General features: G+C 68.8%; 10 protein-coding genes. 1 reads left to right on the forward strand and 9 read right to left on the reverse strand.

Annotated elements, in window-relative coordinates:
• Positions 1 to 74: 74 nt before the first annotated feature.
• Positions 75 to 3,302 carry a bifunctional diguanylate cyclase/phosphodiesterase gene (locus AC1DQR_RS13265; RefSeq protein WP_416051350.1) on the reverse strand — a complete coding sequence of 1,076 codons (3,228 nt, stop codon included), beginning with the start codon at positions 3,300 to 3,302 and terminating at the stop codon, positions 75 to 77.
• Positions 3,303 to 3,589: 287 nt separating this feature from the next.
• Here AC1DQR_RS13265 and AC1DQR_RS13270 point away from each other — a divergent pair, with 287 nt between their 5' ends.
• Positions 3,590 to 5,542 carry a sensor domain-containing diguanylate cyclase gene (locus tag AC1DQR_RS13270; RefSeq protein ID WP_477133130.1) on the forward strand — a complete coding sequence of 651 codons (1,953 nt, stop codon included), beginning with the start codon at positions 3,590 to 3,592 and terminating at the stop codon, positions 5,540 to 5,542.
• A gap of 19 nt (positions 5,543 to 5,561) precedes the next feature.
• Here the strand turns inward: AC1DQR_RS13270 and AC1DQR_RS13275 are convergent, their stop codons facing one another.
• From AC1DQR_RS13275 to bcsD, 8 genes are all read right to left on the reverse strand, one after another.
• Complete coding sequence (locus tag AC1DQR_RS13275; RefSeq protein WP_043357448.1) at positions 5,562 to 5,894, reverse strand: hypothetical protein; 333 nt, start codon at positions 5,892 to 5,894, stop codon at positions 5,562 to 5,564.
• A gap of 66 nt (positions 5,895 to 5,960) precedes the next feature.
• Positions 5,961 to 10,370 carry a cellulose synthase subunit BcsC-related outer membrane protein gene (locus AC1DQR_RS13280; RefSeq protein WP_477133131.1) on the reverse strand — a complete coding sequence of 1,470 codons (4,410 nt, stop codon included), beginning with the start codon at positions 10,368 to 10,370 and terminating at the stop codon, positions 5,961 to 5,963.
• Positions 10,343 to 11,569: a cellulose synthase complex periplasmic endoglucanase BcsZ gene (gene bcsZ, locus AC1DQR_RS13285; protein ID WP_416051346.1), complete on the reverse strand. Its 1,227-nt coding sequence runs from the start codon at positions 11,567 to 11,569 to the stop codon at positions 10,343 to 10,345. Before bcsZ ends, AC1DQR_RS13280 begins: the two co-directional genes overlap by 28 nt.
• The gene (gene bcsB / locus AC1DQR_RS13290; RefSeq protein WP_477133132.1) at positions 11,566 to 13,947 is read right to left on the reverse strand and encodes a cellulose biosynthesis cyclic di-GMP-binding regulatory protein BcsB; all 2,382 of its coding nucleotides are present in this window, start codon (positions 13,945 to 13,947) and stop codon (positions 11,566 to 11,568) included. The genes bcsZ and bcsB overlap by 4 nt, the downstream gene beginning before the upstream one ends.
• Before the next feature lie 86 nt (positions 13,948 to 14,033).
• A complete protein-coding gene (gene bcsA / locus AC1DQR_RS13295; RefSeq protein ID WP_416051344.1) occupies positions 14,034 to 16,295 on the reverse strand; it encodes a UDP-forming cellulose synthase catalytic subunit in 2,262 nt (753 codons plus the stop codon).
• A complete protein-coding gene (gene bcsQ, locus AC1DQR_RS13300; protein ID WP_174425716.1) occupies positions 16,292 to 17,065 on the reverse strand; it encodes a cellulose biosynthesis protein BcsQ in 774 nt (257 codons plus the stop codon). Before bcsQ ends, bcsA begins: the two co-directional genes overlap by 4 nt.
• Complete coding sequence (bcsP, locus tag AC1DQR_RS13305; protein ID WP_416051343.1) at positions 17,062 to 17,700, reverse strand: cellulose biosynthesis protein BcsP; 639 nt, start codon at positions 17,698 to 17,700, stop codon at positions 17,062 to 17,064. The genes bcsQ and bcsP overlap by 4 nt, the downstream gene beginning before the upstream one ends.
• Positions 17,701 to 17,763: 63 nt before the next feature.
• A complete protein-coding gene (gene bcsD, locus AC1DQR_RS13310; protein ID WP_416051342.1) occupies positions 17,764 to 18,348 on the reverse strand; it encodes a cellulose biosynthesis protein BcsD in 585 nt (194 codons plus the stop codon).
• Between the last annotated feature and the right edge of the window lie 200 nt (positions 18,349 to 18,548).

An 18,548-nucleotide genomic window follows, 5' to 3' on the forward strand; every position in this document is an offset into this window, starting at 1 on the left:
GCGGCGCATGCCAGCCGTGTGGCAGTTGGGCAAAGAATCCCGATGCAGGTATCGGCGGATTTGGGGGGTACGCCTCAATTCGCGGCCGGCACCCGTTGCGCCCAGGCCTGCATGGTCGCTTCACCGCCCGCCGCGCAGATCTCCATCAGGCCGGCCAGCGGCACCGCCTGGCAGAACAGGTAGCCCTGCACGGCATCGCAGCCGTGTTCGCGCAGGAAGGCGAACTGCGCGGGCGACTCCACGCCTTCGGCCACCACCTGCAGGTGGAGCTGGTGGCCAAGGGTGATGATGGCGGCCGCCACGGCCTGGTGATGCTCATCGTGCGCCACATCGTCGACGAAGGATTTGTCGATCTTCAGCTTGTCGATCGGCAGCCGCGTCAGGTAGCTCAAGCCCGAATAGCCCGTGCCGAAATCGTCGATCGACAATCCCACGCCGAGCGCGCGCACGCGCTCGAAGGTGTCGATGGTCTTGCTGCCGCCCTCGATCAGGATGCCCTCCGTCACCTCGATGGTGAGGCTCGAAGCCGGCAGCCCGGCGGCCGCCAGGCATTGCGTGACCATGGCGGGAAACCCTTCCTGGCGCAGTTGCAGCGGCGAGATATTCACCGCCACATCCAGCTCCACGCCAAGCTCGCTGCGCAGGTGCTGGATCTCGCGGCAGGCCGTGGCCAGGATCCACTCGCCCAGCGGCATGATCAGGCCGCTCTGCTCGGCAATCGGGATGAACTCCGTTGGCGGGATCACGCCGCGCTCGGGCGTCTCCCATTGAATGAGCGCTTCCACGCCAGCGATGCGCAGCGTGGCCGTGTCGACGATGGGCTGGTAGCGCAGCTTGAACGCCTTGGTGGCCAGCGCGCGCCGCAGCAGCCCCTCGATGGTGAAACGCGCCATGGATGCCTCGGCCATCTCGCTGGAGAAGCGGCTGAGCTGCGCACCACCGCGGCGCTTAGCCGCGTACATGGCGGCATCGGCGTTCCTGAGCAGGTCGGCCAGGTTGTCGCCGTCGTCGGGGCACAGCACCATGCCGATCGAGGGCGTCACGCGCAGGCGCTGGTTGCCTAGCTGCAGGTCTTCCGACAGGCGGGCCAGGATCTTGGCGGCGACCAGCTCGGCCTCGCTGTCCTGGCTCAACGGGTCGAGCACCACCACGAACTCGTCGCCGCCCATGCGGGCGACCAGGTCGGCGTGGCGCACCGCGGCCTTGAGGCGATCGGCCACGATACGCAGCACCTCATCGCCGATGTGGTGGCCGAGCGATTCGTTGATGCGCTTGAACTGGTCGAGATCGAGCAACAGCAGCGCAATGCGCTCGCCCTTGCGCAGCGCGCGCTGCAGCACCAGTTCCGTGCGCGCATGCAGCTGGGCGCGGTTGGGCAGGCCCGTAAGCGCGTCGTGATGCGCCAGGTGCCGGATGTATTCGTCGGCACGCTTGCGCTCCGTCAGGTCATGCGCGATGGCGAGATAGCCGCCGGCATCCAGGCCACCGATGCCGGCCTCGCCAGCAAAGGCCGGGGCCGGCGGGTCCCCCGTGCCGCCGGGCACGTGCGCCTCGGGCAACGCGGTCAGCGTCAGTTGCACCGGCAGGCGCGAGCCGCCCTTGCGGACATAGGTCCACTCCTGTTCGTCGGTCAGCCCGAGCCGGGCCTTGCCGACCACGGCGGCCAGGCCCGGCGCCACCGGCTCGCCCAGCTCGTTGGTGAGCACGGCGGCGCGCGCCGCGACCTCCTTGGGATCGAGGAAGTCCAGATAGCGCATGCCTGCGGCCACCTCGCTGGCCTGGTACCACAGCATGCGCTGGCCGGCGCGGTTGATGCCGGTCACCGTGCCGTTGCGGTCAAAGGTGATGACGCACAGCGCGGTGTGATCGAGCACGCGCGCGCTGCGCTCTGCCGCATCGGCGGCCGCCAGTTCGGCACGGCGGATGGCGCTCAGGTCGGTCACTACCCACAGCACCCGGCCGGGCCCGGCCGCGGGCACCGGCGCCACCGCCACGCGCACGGGAATGATGGTGCCGTCGGACCTGCGGGCGTGGCTCTCCAGCCGCCCCTCCAGCGCCGTCGCGGCCAGCGTGGCGGCATCGGGCAGCAAGGTAGCGATGAGGGTGCCGGGGAACTGGTCCGGCGCCTTGCCGAACAGCGCGGTGGCCGCCGCGCTGGCGATCTGGACACGGCCGCCGGCATCGCATACCAGGAAGGCATCGCTGGCGCTGGCCAGGCCCGCGCGCTGCAGGGCACCATCCGCCTGCCGGCCCTGGCGCGCCTGCGCCGCAAGCTGCCACGCCCTGCGCCGCTGGCGTGCCAGGCCAAACACAATCCAGGCTAGCAGCAGCGTGCCTGCCGTGCCGCCCGCCAGTACCAGCATGGAGCGCCGCGGGCGATGCGCCGATTCGAAGGCTGGCGTGGTGGTGGCGCGCAAGGTCCAGACCCTGCCGCCATAGGTCAGCTCGCGGTCGGCCTGCAGCAACGGCGCCGGGACCGGCGCGCCAGCCGGCAAGGGCTCGGCGTCACCGGCCAGGAGCGCGCCGGGCTTGGTGTCGCGTCCTTCATAAAGCAGCAGCGACAAGGTGCCGGCCGCGGGCAGGCTGACCCCGCGCAGCAGGTCTTCCAGGCGCAGCGAGGTATAGACGTAGCCGGTCACGGCCAGCTGCCGCTGGGCGGGGGTGTTCAGCGGCAGGCCACTGCCGTACACCGGCAGGTACAGCACCGCGCCACGCTGCGGCGCCTGCGTTTCGCTCTCCCGGGTGAGTTCCACGCCGGCGCTCAGGCGCGCCTCGCCGCTATCGCGGGCAGCCTCAGCGGCAGCGCGGCGCACGGGATCGGACATGATGTCAAAGCCAAGCGCGCGCGTGATGCGCCCGGCGAAGGGCTCGACATACACAACCGGCGCGTACACATCGCGCGGGCCCAGCGGGTAGACCTCGAAGCCAGGCTGGCCCTCGCGGCGTATCGTCTCAACCAGCCAGTCGAGCTCCCGCGGCGGGGTCAGGCGCGCGTAGCCGATCGAGTGCGTGCCGGGCGGCAGGTCATCCAGCTGGGTGGTGTACAGGTAGTTGCGCCACTGCTCGCGGGTGAGGGCGGGATCGGCGGCGAACAGCCCGGTGGTGCCGCGCAGCAGCTGCTCGTTGTCCTGCAAGCGCCCTTGCAAGGCGGAGAAGACTGGCGAGAACACCGCCTCGAAATCGTCCCGCGCCACCTCGCGCTCGAGCGTATGCATGCCACGCCAGGCGCCGCCAGTCGCCAGGGCGCCGGCCGCGGCGACCAGCAGGGACAGCAGGACTGGCGAAATTGAGGGCAGTTTCATGACTTGGGGGTGCGAATGGGAGCCCTCGGTGGCCTCGCCCTGCCGCCGCAGGGCGACGGTCCACTATACCGTGGCGGCAATGGCGCGCCCACCCCCGGCGCGCCACGGTAACGTGCGGCGCCACACGCTGGCGGGCGCGGCCCGCGCGCGCCCATGCCAGACTCGCGCGGGGCTAGCGCTTGTGGTAGGGTTGGCGGGCCTGCAAGCCTGCCGAAGCCCGACTCCCGGCAACCATGCGGGCCGGCCGTCCAGAAGGCGCGCGCCGTCCCCCGACACCGCCGGCTCGCATGCCCCAAGTTTCGCTTTCCCTGAAGGCGCGTCTCGCGCTGATTACCACGGCGCTTGCCGCCGTGCTTGGTACCGGCATCGTGCTGGCATCGCTCTATTACGCCCACGACGACCTGCGCGCCGCGCTGCAAGACCAGCAGGATTCCATCGTCAAGCTCGCCGCGGACCAGCTCGACACCGCCATGGAAGACCGCATCACCCTGCTGTCCCACGTGGCGCCGCAACTGGCCGGCGAGCTCGGCCGCCCGGGCGCGGAACTGCGCCTGATGCTGGAGCAACGGATTCCCGTGCCCGGCTCCTTCAATGCGTTCATGCTGGCCGATGCCCAGGGCCGCGTGCTGGCCAGGGATGGCGTGCAGGTCAGCATTGCCGACCGCGACTACTTCCGCGAAGCCGCGCGCACCCTTGAGCCCGTGATCACCCCACCTATCCGCGCTCGTATCAATGGCGCGACCGGCGTGCTGGTGGCGGTGCCCATCGTCTCGAAGCAAGGCGAATTCCTTGGCCTGCTGGGGGGCTGGCTCGACCTGTCGAGCGCCAACTTCCTGGTGGAAATCACCCACAACCGCCTCGGCACCACCGGCTTCTATTGCCTGGTATCGGGAGGGCGGATGCCGGTCTATGTGCGGCACCCCGATCCGGCCAAGGCCATGCAGCCGGCCCGCGCGCTGGGAGACACTTGTGGCGTCGACGACCACAGTGGGCGTGCCGAGTTTCTCTCACCCGCCAGGCCGCTGATCTCGCGCTACCTGATGGAGAGCACCGGATGGGAACTGGTAGCGGTGCTGCCCGCGCAGGAGGCGTTCGCGCCGCTGCACGCCATGCAGGTGCGCTTCCTCGCGCTGGCGCTGCTGTCGCTGGCGGTAGTGGCCCTGCTGATCTGGCTGACGGTACGGCATCTGCTGACGCCGCTCACGCGCCTGCACCAGGTGGTAAGCGACAGCGCGCACGACCTCGCGGCCTACGAGAAACTGCCGGCGCAGCAGCGTGACGAGATCGGCGATCTGGCGCGCGCCTTCGGGCAGTTGATGCATGACGTGCGCGAACGGCGCGAGCAGCTCGACCTGAGCGAGCGCCAGTTGCGCGCGGTCACCGACACGCTGCCCGCGCTGCTGGCCTTTATCGGGCCCGACGAGCGCTATGTCTTCAATAATCTCGCCTACGAGCGGACTTTCGGCATCACGGTACAGGCGTTGCGCGGCATGACCGTGCGCGAGGTGATCGGCGACACCCGCTATGCCCGCGCCCGGCCGTTCCTGCAAAAAGCGCTGGCGGGCAGCGCGGTGACGTTCGAGACGGAAGAAAGCGATCCGGATTACCGCTGCATGGAGACCAGCCTGCGCCCCGAATGGAGCGCGGATGGCAGCCATGTGGTGGGCGTGCATGTGCATGTGCAGGACGTGACCCAGCGCAAGCTGGAGACCCTGCGGCTATCGCGTATCTCCCGGCTCGACCACCTGACCCAGCTGCTCAACCGCAACGCCTTCGAGGCGCTGCTGCAGGCCGCCATGGCGCGCAGCCGCGAAGACGGCCGGCTCATGGCGCTGCTCTACCTGGACATGGATCGCTTCAAGGCGGTCAACGACTTCCACGGCCACATCACCGGCGACCTGCTGCTGCAGGCCTTCGGGCGGCGCCTGCAGCGCTGCGTGCGCGAGCGCGACACGGTGGCCCGCCTGGGCGGCGACGAGTTCGCGGTAGTGCTGGAGGATATCGGCGGCGCGGCCAATGCCCAGCGCATTGCGCAGGCCATCGTGCACTCGGTGAGCCGGCGCTTTTTCATCGACGGGGTGTTTGCCGATGTGGATGTGAGCATCGGCGTGGCACTCTACAAGGGCGCGCCCATGCCGGACCAGGAGCTGATGCGCCAGGCCGATGCCCTGCTCTACCGCGCCAAGGCGGCAGGCCGGGGCCGCTTTGAGATGGGACCGCCGGAACTGCTGGACAGCTGACTTAGCTCGCCTGGCTGACTTACTTGCCTTCTTCGAACGGCACGTGCTTGCCATCGCGCGACTGATAGCCCAGCTTGGTGTCCGCGCCCATCATCCGCTCCCATGCCACCATGGCATCCGCCACGGCCTGGGGCTCGCCCTTGAACACCAGCACATCGTTGCCGCAGCTCGGGCACTGCCCGCCAAACACGGCATCGATGCCGCGCAGGTTGGGAGCATCGATGGCATCGAAGGTACTGAACGCCGTCTTGCACGCGCCGCACACCAGTTGCGCGGGCCGCATGCCTTCGAGCCGCGCGCGGGCCTGGTCGGCACGCTCTGCCTGGCTGCCCCGTTGTTTTGCTTCACCCATGATGGACTTCCTTTGCGCAGCCGCCTGGCTGCGCTTCACTTGATTGATTCATCCGTTGCGCGCCCCTCAGAACGGCGCGGGGCCCACAGCGGACTGTGGCGCCACCGGCGGGAACGCGATCAGCCCGGTCTGGCGTTGCAACGCATAACGCACATATACGCCGGCATACCACTGGCGATAGTCGCGCGCGTTGTCGATGCCAAGCATGCCGCCGACAAACAGCTGCTGGGCCGCCTGGTACTCCATCGAGCCAACCAGATTGTAGGCCAGGCCGGTCTTGGACTGGCCTGGATAGACGGTATTGCCGGCCGCCGACTGGGCCGCCCGATCGGTCGGGAAATAGTCCGACGCATCCTCGCGGAACGCCTGCATGCCCAACGCGCCGCGCACATTGTAGGCCAGCCGGCCGCTGCGCCCTGCCAGCGAGAGCGGCACGGTCACGGCGAAGTAGGTCTGCGGGCTGAAGTAACCGCCCTGCCCGAAGGTGAAGTAGCGCAAGTTATCCGCGTACCCCATCGAGGTGAAGTTCACGCCGCTCATCAGGCGCTGCTCGGTGCTGTCGATCAGGCGCAGGTAGAACCCGCCGCCGCCTTCCCAACGCGTGTTGCGCTTCACATCGTGCCCGGTCAGCAAGCCGTAGCCGCCGTAACCGTAGATGCCGAAGAAGCCATCGTCCCAACCCAGGTCGACACGCCCGCTGCTGTTCATCACGCCGCCCCACTGCAGGCCGGTGCGGTCATCGCGCGCGCCCGCATACGACAGCAAGCTGTCGGTAACGGGGCGGCGCGATGCGCCAAGCGACAGCGTGGTGCGTTGTGTCAGCGGCAGGTTGAAGCGCACACCGGTATTGACGTCGGTGTAGCGGAAGCCCAGCGGCGTGCTGCCAATGTCAGCCTTGATGCGGTCCGATTCATAGGCGACGCCCAGCGCCACACCAAAGGCGTTCTGCTGCCCAGCGGAAGTGGACCGAAGCGGCGTGCCGGCCGAGTTGACGGGCGCGCCGCCCACCGGCACCGCCAGCGGGCCGCCGCCAAAGCGCGAGGCGGTGTTGAAGTCGCTGCCGACGGAGCCGGCATCCAGCGCAACCGGTGTCACGCGCGCCACCAGCTTGCCGTTGCCAACGGCCATCTTGGCTTCGGCCACCACCTGCATCTCAGTGAGCTGGCTCATGCCGGAGTCGCCATTGCGCCCACGTAGCACAGGGCCACCGGCGAGCGTGCTGGTGCGCTGCGATTCGATCTCGTTGAGTTCCTGCTGCGCGGTCTTGGGACCGGTCGGACTAGCCTGCGAATCGGCTTCGGCCAGCCAAGGCGCGCGCGACTGCGCGCCAATCGGCTGGCGCGCGGTCGCGGCCGGCGCGGGCGCCGCCGCGTAGCCGCTGGCCGCCGGCGTGGCGTACTGCGCAGCGGGATACTGAGGTGCCACGGCCTGCTGCGTCACGGGATAGGGCACGCCCGGCTGCTGGGCGACCTGCGCGTTGGCTGGATAGGCGGGGTAAGCCTGATTGGCTGGATAAGCCTGCGCCGGCGCCTTGGCCGCGCGCGCATTCTTGCCGCGCGTGCTGGCGGGCGTCTGCATCGGCATGGGCGCTTGCACCTGCTGCGGATAGTAGGCCTGCGGCTGCTGGATCTCCGGTGCCATGCCCTGCCCGGCGGCGGACATCGGCGCCGGGATGTAGGGTTGCGAGGCCTGTGCGCCGGCGTTCATCATCACCGGCGCGGGCGCCATTGCCGGCTGGGGCGCGGCCGCGGCGCGCGTGGGACCGGGCACGATCAGGTACGGCGCCTGCGACCCGGGCGGCGGCAACTGCGAGCTGCCGCGCTGGCCGGGCAGGCCGACAAACGGGTTGGACGGCACGCGGTCGAAGCCCGCGCCATCCGGACGCGCGCCGGCCGAGGCTATGCCCGCGGCGTTCTCCGCCGCCACCGCTGCGCGGAAGTACTCGGCGGCGCGCGAAGTCTTGCCTTGGGCGCGGTAGAGCCGCCCGGCGGCGGTCAGCACCTTGGGCGATCTGGGTGCCTGCGCCAGCGCCATCTGCAACGTGCCTTCGGCCCAGCTGTACTCCTTGGCGGCGGTAGCGGTGCCGATTGCCGCCAGCATCAGGTCAAGGTTGCGCGGATCCTTCTCCAGCACGCTCTCGTACAGTGTCAGGGCCTTCTTGTTCTCGCCCGCCTGCGCGTACATGCGCGCCAGGCTGGCGCGCACGGCGCTGTTGCCGGGGCGCTCGGAGAGCGCCGGCGCCAGCATGTCGTAGGCAGCCACGAGGTCGCCGCTCTCGGTCAGCGCATCGGCCTGGCGCACGATGTAGGCGACCCGCAGGTCGTCATAGTCACGGCGCTGCGAATTACTCAGGCTGGCGTTGGCGAGCTGGCGCAGCACACCGGCCAGTTCCACGTCCTGCTTGGTCTTGAGCAGAATGGCGGCGTACTGCAGTTGCATGCCGACGTCCGGGCGCACCGTGCGGCCCATGACGTTGCGCATCAGCGAGAGTGCACGCGCCTCGTCGCCCGCATCGGCGTAAGCCAGCGCCAGCGCGCCGAGCTGGTCGGGGTCCTGCTGGGCGTAGCGCTCGGCTTGCTGCAGCACGCCCAGCGCCGCGGCCTGCTGGCCGGCGGCGGCGAGCCCGCTGGCTCGCTCGGCTTCGGCGTGCACCCACAGGCGGCGTTGCAGGGTGCCCATGTCGCGGGTGCGGTTCTGCGGGGGAATGCGCTCCAGCGCTTCAAGCCCGCTTTGCCAGTCGCCGGTTTCGGCGGACAGCAGCGCGCTGGCATACAGCGCGTCCGGCATATTGGGGTTGGACAGCAGCAGGCCGTCCATGACGCTGCGCGCCTGCTCCTTCAAGCCCATCGACGCATAGGCGCGCGCCACATCCAGGCGCACCCAAGGGTTGGTCGGGTCGGCCGCCATCGCGTCTTCCAGCGCGCGGCGCGCGCCGGCGGCATCGCCGCGCTGCAAGGCGGCGCGGGCCTGGCCACGCGCCTCCTCGGCGCGCAGCTTGCCCAGCGAGCCCACCTTGTCCTGCTGGGCGGGCGTCAGGTTCTGCACGATGGCGAGCGCCTCCGCGCTCTTGTTCTGCGCCGCCAGCACGCCAACCAGGCCGCGCGTGGCGTCGGGGTTGTCGGGCTGCTGCTTGAGCACGCGACGATACGCGGCTTCGGCCGGGGCGTACTGGCCTTCTTCGGCCATCACGTCAGCCAGCGCCACCTGGGCGGAAGGCTCGCGCGGGTCGAGCTTGACCGCACGCTCCAGCAGGCTGCGCGCCTCGGCGCGGTTGCCCGCGCCGCGCGCGGCGCTGGCCTGCTCGGACAGCAGCCAGTACGTGGCGCTGTTCTGCGCGCTGCGATAGCGGCCGCCGGCACCACGCTTGGCGGCCTGGTCGAGGAAATCCAGGGCCTCCGCAAACTTCTCCTGCTTGAGGCGCAGCACGCCCATGCCGCCGAGCGCGTCGGCGTCGCCGGGGCGCTCCTGCAGCGCGGTCTGGAACCGGTCGCCGGCGCGTTCGAGGTCGCCGGCATCCATGGCATCGAAGCCTTGCTGCACGATCTGGCGCACGGGGTTGCCAGCGGCGCCTGCCGCTTGCGTGGCTTGCTGCTGTTGCTGTTGCTGCTGGGCCTTGACCGCATCGAGCTTGGCGCGGATGGTGGCGTCGTCGGGATGGCTTGCCAGCCAGGCCTGGTACAGCGGCGCATCCGCCGGGCGGCCGCCCAGCCAGGTCAGCGCCCGCCGCCAGCTCTCGCTGGCCTGAGCAGCTACGTCACTGCTTTTAGACAGCGCCTCCAGCTGGCGAATGCCGTCGCGGCGCGTGGACTCGCGATAGGTCAGGTGCTGCGCCAGCGCGAGCTGCGCGCGGTTGTCCGACGGATTGGCGCGGGCCAGTTGCTCCAGGCCCTTGCGGGCTTCATCCCAGCCCTGCGCCGTGCCGCCCAGCGTCTGGTAGTACTCCAGCGCCAGGTTGCCTTGCGGCACCGCGCCGCCCGCGGCTTGCTGATAGCGCTTGACTGCTTCCTCGCTCTGGCCGCTGCGCGCCAGCTGGCGCGCCTGCTCGACCTGCTGGGTCGCGCCGCCGCTGCTGATCACCTGCGTGAGGCGCGCCACCAGCGGCGAGTTGGGCTGGGCCTTCTTCAGGCGCTCCAGGTAGGTGCGCGCGCCATCGGGGCGGCCCGCCTCGGCTTCGGCCACGCCCATGCCATACAGGGCTTCCGGCTGGGCCGGATTCAGGCGCAGGATCTTCTGCCACGCCTCGGCAGCGCGGTCGCTGCGGCCGCGTTCCTGCCAGTACTTGCCCTGGTCCACCAGCAGCTTGACCGGGTCTTCCTGCGCCGTGGCGGCCGCGGCGAACGCTGTCAGCAGGCTCAGCACCAGCGTCTTGGCACGCAGGCCCTTGCCGCGCGCGGTGTCCGCAACAATATGCTTCCCGCTCACCGGGCGGGGGGTGTTCGCGCGTCCGTTCATGGCCGGGCGCTTGCGGTTCGACATGTCTTCTCCCACTCCAGCTCCAGTTGACCCGAAGGCGCGAACCGGTAGCGGCCTTCGGCAAAGCCGAGGCCGAATAATCCCAATACGGTGTCGTAGTACGTGGCGGCGGATTTGCCCGTGGCCGAGTCGATCATCGTCTCCGCCCGGGTGCGCTGCACCGCGGCTGCCGGCGATCCGGCCGCCTGCAGGAGCGGCACCAGTGCGGCGGAGAAGCCCGCCGGGCCGTCGCCGTCCACGGCGCCGCTGTCGGCGTGCATGCGCTCGGGCGGCGCGGCGCGTCCCGCCATGCGCTGCGCCTGCGGCGCCAGCGCCTTCATCAGCATGCGCCCAGCGGCGTCACCGCGCGGTGTCACGCCGGCCCACAGGTAGACGCGGATAGCGTCGTAGCTGCTGACATCGCCCTTGTCCGGGTCGGTGAGAAAACCGGTGCCGGCCGCGTCGCTGCGGTAGGCCGACCAGTCGGGCACGATGCCCTGTTTGGCCACTGCGTCGACCAGCTTGCCGGCCTGCGTGGCGAGCGTGCCCCACGGGCCGGACGGCTCGACTGCGGCCAGGCGGCGCAGCAACGGCACCGGCAGGTAGCTGGCATTGAGGCGCCACTGGCGCGGGCCGTCGGCATTGCCTTGGACAAAGCCCTGCGGCGCCGGCAACAGCATGGTGCCAAAGCCGGGCAGCGACACCACCTCTTGCTTGGCCACCAGCTTGAGCAGCGCGCGCGCCTGCTCGCCATAACGCGGCTGCTTCCACAACCGCGCGGCTTCAAGCAGCGCGAAGGCGAACCACAGGTCGGCATCCGATGCGGGGTTCGCATCGATCACGCCCCACGAGCCGTCGGCCCGGTGGCCCCACTGCCAGGCGGGCAGCTTGTCCTGCAGGTTGCCCGCGCCGAGGTTGGCAACGCTCCATTGCCACAGGCGGTCGAAGGTAGCGCGGTCGTTGGCCATCAGGGCGAACACCATGCCGTAGGACTGGCCCTCGGAGGTGCTTTGCTGCTCCTTGGTGGACGGGTCGAGCACGCGGCCGTCGGCCTGCACGAAGCGGGACAGGAACTGCTGGTACAGCGGCCACGCGCAGGCAGCCGGCGCCGATGCCTTAGGCGCTGCGGCGTGGGCCAGCGCGGGCCAGCCACCCAGCGCCCCGAGCGCGCCCAGGCCGGGCAAGCCCGCGAGCCATCGGCGGCGTGTGCGGTTCACGCTCACTTGTGTTCCCCCAGCTTGCGGCGCGCGGCGCGCGCCCGCAGCGACAGATACATCAACACCGCCAGCAGCAGCGCAGCGCCGCCGATCATCAGCACCATGACAAGGGGGCGCTGCGATAGCCACCACTGCACATAGGTCCAGGGCGGCAGCTTGCCCACGTGGTAGTTCTGCTGTGCCGCCAGGCTGTCGATCTCCTTGCCGCGCACCAGCGCCAGGCTGCCTTGCACCTTCGTGACCCGGTCGGGATCGAGCAGCACCTCGGTCACGGTCTGCAGGCCTTGCGGCGCATTGCTGGTGACGGCCACCACACTGCGCCCGGACGCCAGTGGCGACTCGAAAGCGCTTAGCGCGGCATCGGTGCTGGCGCTGCTGATCGACATGCGCGTCTCGACCGGGCGGTTGCGCGTGCCATCCGCGCCGTTCCACCACCCCGTCACGGCGGACACCAGATCGGTCAGCGCAAAGCGCTTTTCATTGCCGGCCAGCGTGACCGGCATGCGCTCGGCCCATTGCGTGAAGAGCGGCTGGCTCTGCGTGGTGCCGATCACCAGCAGGTCGCGCGCGGCCTGCTTGTCGACCTGCGCGGCGCCGCTCACGGCCACTCCGGTGGCGGGATAGCCGGTGGATTCGCCCATGCGCCCCATCAGCGTGAGGTAGGTCGAGTAGTCCTCGGCAGCGGGCTTGTCCGGCAGGATGACCGCGGTCTCGGAGAGGTCGGCCATGCGCGTGAAGGGGAAGCCGCTGTTGCCGAACACCGCCAGGTCAGGCAGTGCGATAAAGTGCGGCAGGCCGGTGATGTTGATGGTCGAGTCCGGGTCGATCGCGCCCTTGACGTTGTCCAGCATCACGTCCTTGCACGCGCCCTGCTTGAGGTAGTCGTAGTAGAAATGGAACTGCAGCTGCGACTGCGCGGGCAGCATGAACAGCGGCAGCTCGATGCGCTCGTCGACCGGCACCGAGCCATCCGGCAGCACCTTGGCCAGCAACTGGCTGGCACGGCCATCCTGGTTCTTGACCGAGCGCAGCGCGTAGGCGCGCAGGAACTGGTTGCTCACGCTGATGTTGAGGGTGGACTTGTCCACCACCGGGCGCGGCGTATAGCGGTACTTCAGGTCGATCGGGATGCCCTTGCTGCGCCAGCCGAACAGGTCGGGCGGCAGCCGGAAATTCACCCGCACCAGGTCCGGGTTGTAGCCCGAGACATTGAGGTCGCGCACTTCGGCTAGCTCGCCGAAGCGCACCGGGCGGTCGCTGCGGATCCAGTTGGGCGCGTCGTAGGGCACGCGCGGCGCCACGTCGTCGAGCTTGTTGATGGTGGCGCTCTGCCCGGACAACGCGCGCGCGCCGAGCGTGAGCGCCTGCGCCGCGGTCTTGAGCTCGGCGCTGTCGCGGCCCATCACCAGCAGCAGCTTGCCGTTCGCATCGCCCGGATTCGGCACCACCGCGATCGACGGCCCGCCGATGGCGGGCACCGGCACGCCGGCGGGCTTTTCTTCATTGGTGACGAACACCACCGCATTGCCGGTAGCCGGTACCTGGTTGAGCGTGGCGGCAAACGACGCGCCGCGATAGCCGGCCAGCGCGCCGAACCACGACGAGACCGTGCCGGCGGCTTCCAGCGTGGCCGTCGACGGCGCACCAGCGAACACAAAGGGCAGCCTGAGGCGGCTAACGTCGCGGCGATCGAAGAACGGCAGCGGCAGCAGCGCCAGGTCGTTGGCTAGCGCCACCGGCGTGAGCGTGAGCTCCAGCACGCTGCTGTTGCCAACGGTGGCCCACAGGCTGGAGTGGAAGGGATCTTCGCAATCGGTGGTGTAGTGGCCGATCAGCTGCAGGTTGAGGCGGTTGAACTCGGTGATCAGCCGCGGCTCGATCGGCACATCACGCTCCAGGCTGGTGCCCGCGGTGTCCTTGGGCACCGGCACGGCGCCGGCAACCTCGCCGTTGACCATCACGTTGATATGCGACAACGCCGGTATCAGCGCGGGCGAATACGTGTAGCGCAATTTCAGGCGCGCGCCGGTCACGACCTCGTCGGCGCGGATCGAGAACGGCACGCCGTTGATGGCGTCCACGCCGCGCAACTGGAACGGTGCGGTGGCGCCCAGCTGCTTGAGCGTGAGCTGCACGGTGCGCGCGCCGCTGCGGGGCGCTGCGGCGGCAGCCTGCGCTGCCACCCCGGCGGGCGACTGCGCGGCGACCGCATCGCGCGTGGTGTCGGGCACGCTGGCGCGCTGGGCGCCGGCCGGGGTCACCGTCAGCAAAGCGAGCGCGAGCAATGCGCTAAGACGGGTAGCGGCGGGCAGGCGCGCGGTGCGGTGCGCGGTTGAGCGCGCAGGCGAGCGATCGGTCAGGCGTGGTGTCTTGGTCAAACGCATTCTCTGTCTTTTTGCCGGTGGTCCGGTGCGTGTTCAAGCCGCGACCCGAACCGTTCCGGGACGCGGCGCTGGGCCAACGAGGCCGATCAACGGGTGGAAGCGCCAGGTTCTGGACGGCGCAACAATTGGCGCATCTCGCGCCCGAGGTGGAACATCACGTTATGGAAGCCAAGCAGGCCGATGCGCAGGATCTGGCCGGCGGCCAACCCCGGGGCATCCGGGCGCTTGCGGCCCCACGAATCGATCCACGCGTCGGCTCGCGCAAAGGTGCATTGCACGAAAGCCATCTCCTCGCGCGGGCTCATTTCCGCCAGCTCCAGGCCGGTGTGCGTGTCGCCCTGGAACACCACCTTGGCGGGGAACATGTGCTCGTCGTTCTGCAGGTAGAGCGAGATCTGCACCTGCTCGCCCACAGCGGCCTTCATACCCGGCGGCAGCCGCATGCCGATGCCGCCCTCGGCGAAGTCGATGGTCTCGCACACCAGCGTGCGGCCATCGGGAAAGTGCAGCGTGGCGGGCAGCTTCATCGCCACGCGGTGCGCCACGCGGATCTGGCGCGTCTCGCTGGCGACTGCAATGGAGGCGCCAAGGATGATCAGGTTGTAGAACGTCCAGATCAGGTTGAGCACCACCGTGGTGGCCTCGAACTGGTTCCACAGGAACAGCCGCAGGAAGCCCACCACCACGCCTAGCACGTTGAACAGCAGCAGCACCAGGTACGGACGCGAGATCACCCAGTCGAAATAGGCTTCCTCGATCACGCCGCCCTTGGGCGTCACGTTGAACTTGCCGGCCGCGGGGTTGACGAACGCCACCAGCACGGGCCGCATGATGTACCACGCCAGCACGGATTCGTAGACTTCGTTCCAGAACGAATGGCGGAACTTGCCCTGGATGCGCGAGTTGGTCATGTTCGCATGCAACAGGTGCGGCAGCGCGAAGGTGGCGATGGTCAGCGCCGAGGCCTGGATCACGTGAGCGCCGAACAGCAGGTAGGCCAGCGGCGCCGTCAGGAACACCAGCCGCGGCAAGCCGTAGAAGAAGTGCAGCATGGCATTGAGGTAGCACAGCCGCTGCGGGATCGACAGGCCCGGCCCGAACAGCGGGTTGTCCACCCGGCAGATCTGCGCCATGCCCCGGGCCCAGCGAATGCGCTGCCCGACGTGGCCGGAGAGGCTTTCCGTGGCCAGCCCCGCCGCCTGGGGGATCGCCAGGTAGGCGGTGCCGTAGCCCTTGCGGTGCAGCTTGAGCGCGGTGTGCGCGTCCTCGGTCACGGTTTCCACCGCGATGCCGCCCACTTCCAGCAGCGGCGCGCGGCGGATCACGGCGCACGAGCCGCAGAAGAAGGTAGCGTCCCACAGGTCGTTGCCGTCCTGCACCAGGCCGTAGAACAACTCGCCCTCGTTGGGGACTTCCTGGAAGGTGCGCAGGTTCTTCTCGAATGGATCGGGCGAGAAGAAATAGTGCGGCGTCTGCAGCATGGCCAGCTTGGGGTCCTTGAGGAACCAGCCCATGCTGATCTGCAGGAAGGAGCGCGTGGGAATGTGGTCGCAATCGAAAATCGCCACGTACTCGCCGTGCGTACCCTTGAGCGCTTCGTTGATGTTGCCTGCCTTGGCGTGGCGATTGTGGTTGCGCGTCACGTGGGTGACGCCTACCTTCTCGCAGAACTCGCGGAATTCCTCGCGCCGGCCGTCGTCCAGCACGTAGACGTTGATCTTGTCGCGCGGCCAGTCCAGCGACATCGCCGCGAATACCGTCGGCTTGACCACCGACAGCGGCTCGTTGTAGGTCGGGATAAAGATATCCACGGTCGGCCAGCTGGCCATGTCCGCGGGCATGGCCACCGGACGGCGCTTGAGCGGCCACGCGGTCTGGAAGTAGCCCAGCATCAGCACCACGAACGCGTAGATCTCTGCCAGCACCAGGCCAATGCCAAAAGCGGAGTCGAACCAGCCGCCCAGCCCCACCGTTTCCGTCAGGCGCCAGTACATATAACGGCTGGAGGCCGCGATCGACAGGATCACCATCATCAGCGTGGCGAGGTGGCCCTTGACCCGGTTCAGCCAGACCGCCAGCCCGAAGCACACCGCGGCAAACCCGACCTGCTGCCAGAAATCCAGCGGCACCGTGATGACCAGCGCAAACATGAACAACCCGGCCAGCAACGCCAGCAACCGCGCCACAGCGCTGTCCCAAAAGGGAAGCGCGACGAAGGTGTTGCCGAAACCCTGCAACGCGGCCGACAGCGCGTTGGGCTTGTCGTTGCCCTTGCTTTTGACTTTGTCCTTGCCCTTGGCCCGTGCGCCCTTGGGCGCTGCGGCGGCTTTTGCCTTGGCTGGCTTCACGCGGCTTCTCCGTGAGCGGCCAGGGCCTGGCGCACCCATGCAGCGCAGCGCTGCAGGTCGTGCGTGGCCTGGCTGTGAGGGTTGTACTCGAGCACGCTGCGGTCGTAGGCCAGCGCCTCTGCCACCGCCTGGTCCTGGTGGATCACGCCCAGCACACGCTCGCCCAGCTGGGCGCGCAGCACCTGCACCACATCCTTGCCAAGCTGACGGCTCACGTCGACCTGGTTGATCACCAGCATATGGCCCAGGTAATCGGGCCGGCCCTCGCAATAGGTGCGGATCAGGTCTTCCATCAGAGGCATGGTGGCGTAGGACGCGGCGTCCGGCAGCGACACCATCAGGCACAGCTGCGCGCATGACAGTGCCTGGCGCATGTAGGGCGACGGGCCCGGCGGCGTATCAATCACAACGACATCGTCGCGGCCCAGGCCAAGTCCGGCAAGCTGGGTGCGCAGCCATCCCGGATGGGTGGAGAGGTGCGCTTCAAACGCAGAGCGGTCCGTCTCGTTGAGCGAGCCGAACGGCATGACCAGCACACGGGAGCGGCCCTTGTACATGCTCTGCTGCCACGCTTCTCCGGCCAGCGTGGCGCGCGCATGCCCGGCAACTTCCTGCGGCGGCATGCCGAAATGCAGGCGCAGCGCATTCTGCGGATCCAGGTCCACGGCGAGTACGTTCTCGCCGGCAACCGCCAGCGCTTCAGCCAGGTTGGCCGACAGCGTGGTCTTGCCCACGCCGCCCTTGGCCGAGACAACAGCAATGATCTTCACGAGCGATTCAGCCGATCTAGAAAGGAGCGGCGCGCGGGTGCGCGCTCGCTGGTGGTGGCCGGCTCCTGGCGGCCTTCGAGGCGGGCGAACACCTTGGATAATTCGGTGTCGGCGGCGCGGGCTGGCTCAGCCGCCGCCGCAGGCGCCGCCGGGGACCAAATGCGGGCCGGCTCGGGCTCGGGGGCAGCGACCGGGTTCGCTACGGCTGCGGGTTGGGGCGGCGCTGCGGCAACTTCCGGCGTTGATCGCGGCATCGAGGCCGACGCCACCGGCGCCATGCCTTCCGGCGTGCGGAAACGCGGCCTCATCGCCGAGGCGGCCGGGGGGGCAACCTGAGCGGCAGGAGCCTCGGCGGCGCGAGCCGGCTCCGCGGCAGGCGGAAGCTCGCCTGCCGGCAGGGCCGCGCGCCACAATGGCGCGGCCGGCTCCGCTACCGTACCGGCCACGTCATGCGCAGGCGGCGCGGCGGGCTGCACGGGTGGCACTACGGCAGCGCGGTCGACCCGCACGGACGTCAGCAGCGGCCAGCGCTCGCGCGCCTGCGTCGCCGCGTCTTCGCGCACGATCTCTTTGTATGACTCCGCCTTGCCGCCGAAACGCTGGAACAGCTTGGACAAATCGTCGGATTGACTCATGGGATCTCACTCACGCAAGGCAGTACGCCGGCGCGAAAACTGCCGCAAACAGCAGACGGCACTTCAACGCCCGAACCGGAACTCCACGCATCCGGTGGCATCGATCGGTGTACTTTGGCTGACCCGCAGGGTCTCGGACGAGCCGAGCATGCGAAACCAGTGCTGGTACGCCCCCTCCAGGAATGCCGGCGACCAGGTGTCGGCTCCGTCTCCAAGCGCCGCGTTCAGCGGCGCGCAGAAATGCCGGACCACGAGAGCACCCCCCACATCCTCGATGCTGGTCCAGCCCCAGTCCACATCCAGCCAGATCTGGGCGACGGCGCGCTCAAGCTCCGCAAGCGTCGTGCAAGCGCCAGGATCGAAACGCTTGGCAAAACGCGTGCCAACACGCCACATCACGGCGCGCAGGCCAGCCACGTCCATGGACTCGGATAGTTCTTCGGCGAGCGCCGACAGCACATCACGCCATTGCGACGAGCAATGCCGCTCAGTGAGATATTGCAGAATTGCTTGATTCACCCCGAGATCCTGTTTTAATTGCTTACTGTCAATATTCTTCTTATTGTTGGAGCGCCATTTTCTTACCAACCCGGCGATCTGGGCAAATGCTTTGCGAGCAACAATGGCTATGTTCCATCCTCGCAACATCCACAACGGCAGCCCCCATGCCCCGATCCGGACGATTTCCCGGGCGGGCAGACGCCACGGCCTTTCGCGGGCAGCCCAAGCCTGACAGTTTCCACGTCACGAGGGAACCCACCCCCTTCTGAAGCGGGGAACACTTCACATTGCCAGGCAAATGTCTCTACATTAGCCCGCAAGGTGCTGTTGCCGGTCAGCGAAGACCG

The sequence above is a fragment of the Cupriavidus sp. 05L411 genome, from assembly GCF_056398045.1.

Excerpts from the sequence above, each read along its gene's own strand:
- AC1DQR_RS13275 (WP_043357448.1), bottom strand. The coding sequence starts at position 5,894 with ATGGGTGAAGCAAAACAACGGGGCAGCCAGGCAGAGCGTGCCGACCAG.
- AC1DQR_RS13280 (WP_477133131.1), bottom strand. The coding sequence starts at position 10,370 with ATGTCGAACCGCAAGCGCCCGGCCATGAACGGACGCGCGAACACCCCC.
- bcsD (WP_416051342.1), bottom strand. The coding sequence starts at position 18,348 with ATGTTGCGAGGATGGAACATAGCCATTGTTGCTCGCAAAGCATTTGCC.
- AC1DQR_RS13265 (WP_416051350.1), bottom strand. The coding sequence starts at position 3,302 with ATGAAACTGCCCTCAATTTCGCCAGTCCTGCTGTCCCTGCTGGTCGCC.
- bcsP (WP_416051343.1), bottom strand. The coding sequence starts at position 17,700 with ATGAGTCAATCCGACGATTTGTCCAAGCTGTTCCAGCGTTTCGGCGGC.
- bcsB (WP_477133132.1), bottom strand. The coding sequence starts at position 13,947 with ATGCGTTTGACCAAGACACCACGCCTGACCGATCGCTCGCCTGCGCGC.
- AC1DQR_RS13270 (WP_477133130.1), top strand. The coding sequence starts at position 3,590 with ATGCCCCAAGTTTCGCTTTCCCTGAAGGCGCGTCTCGCGCTGATTACC.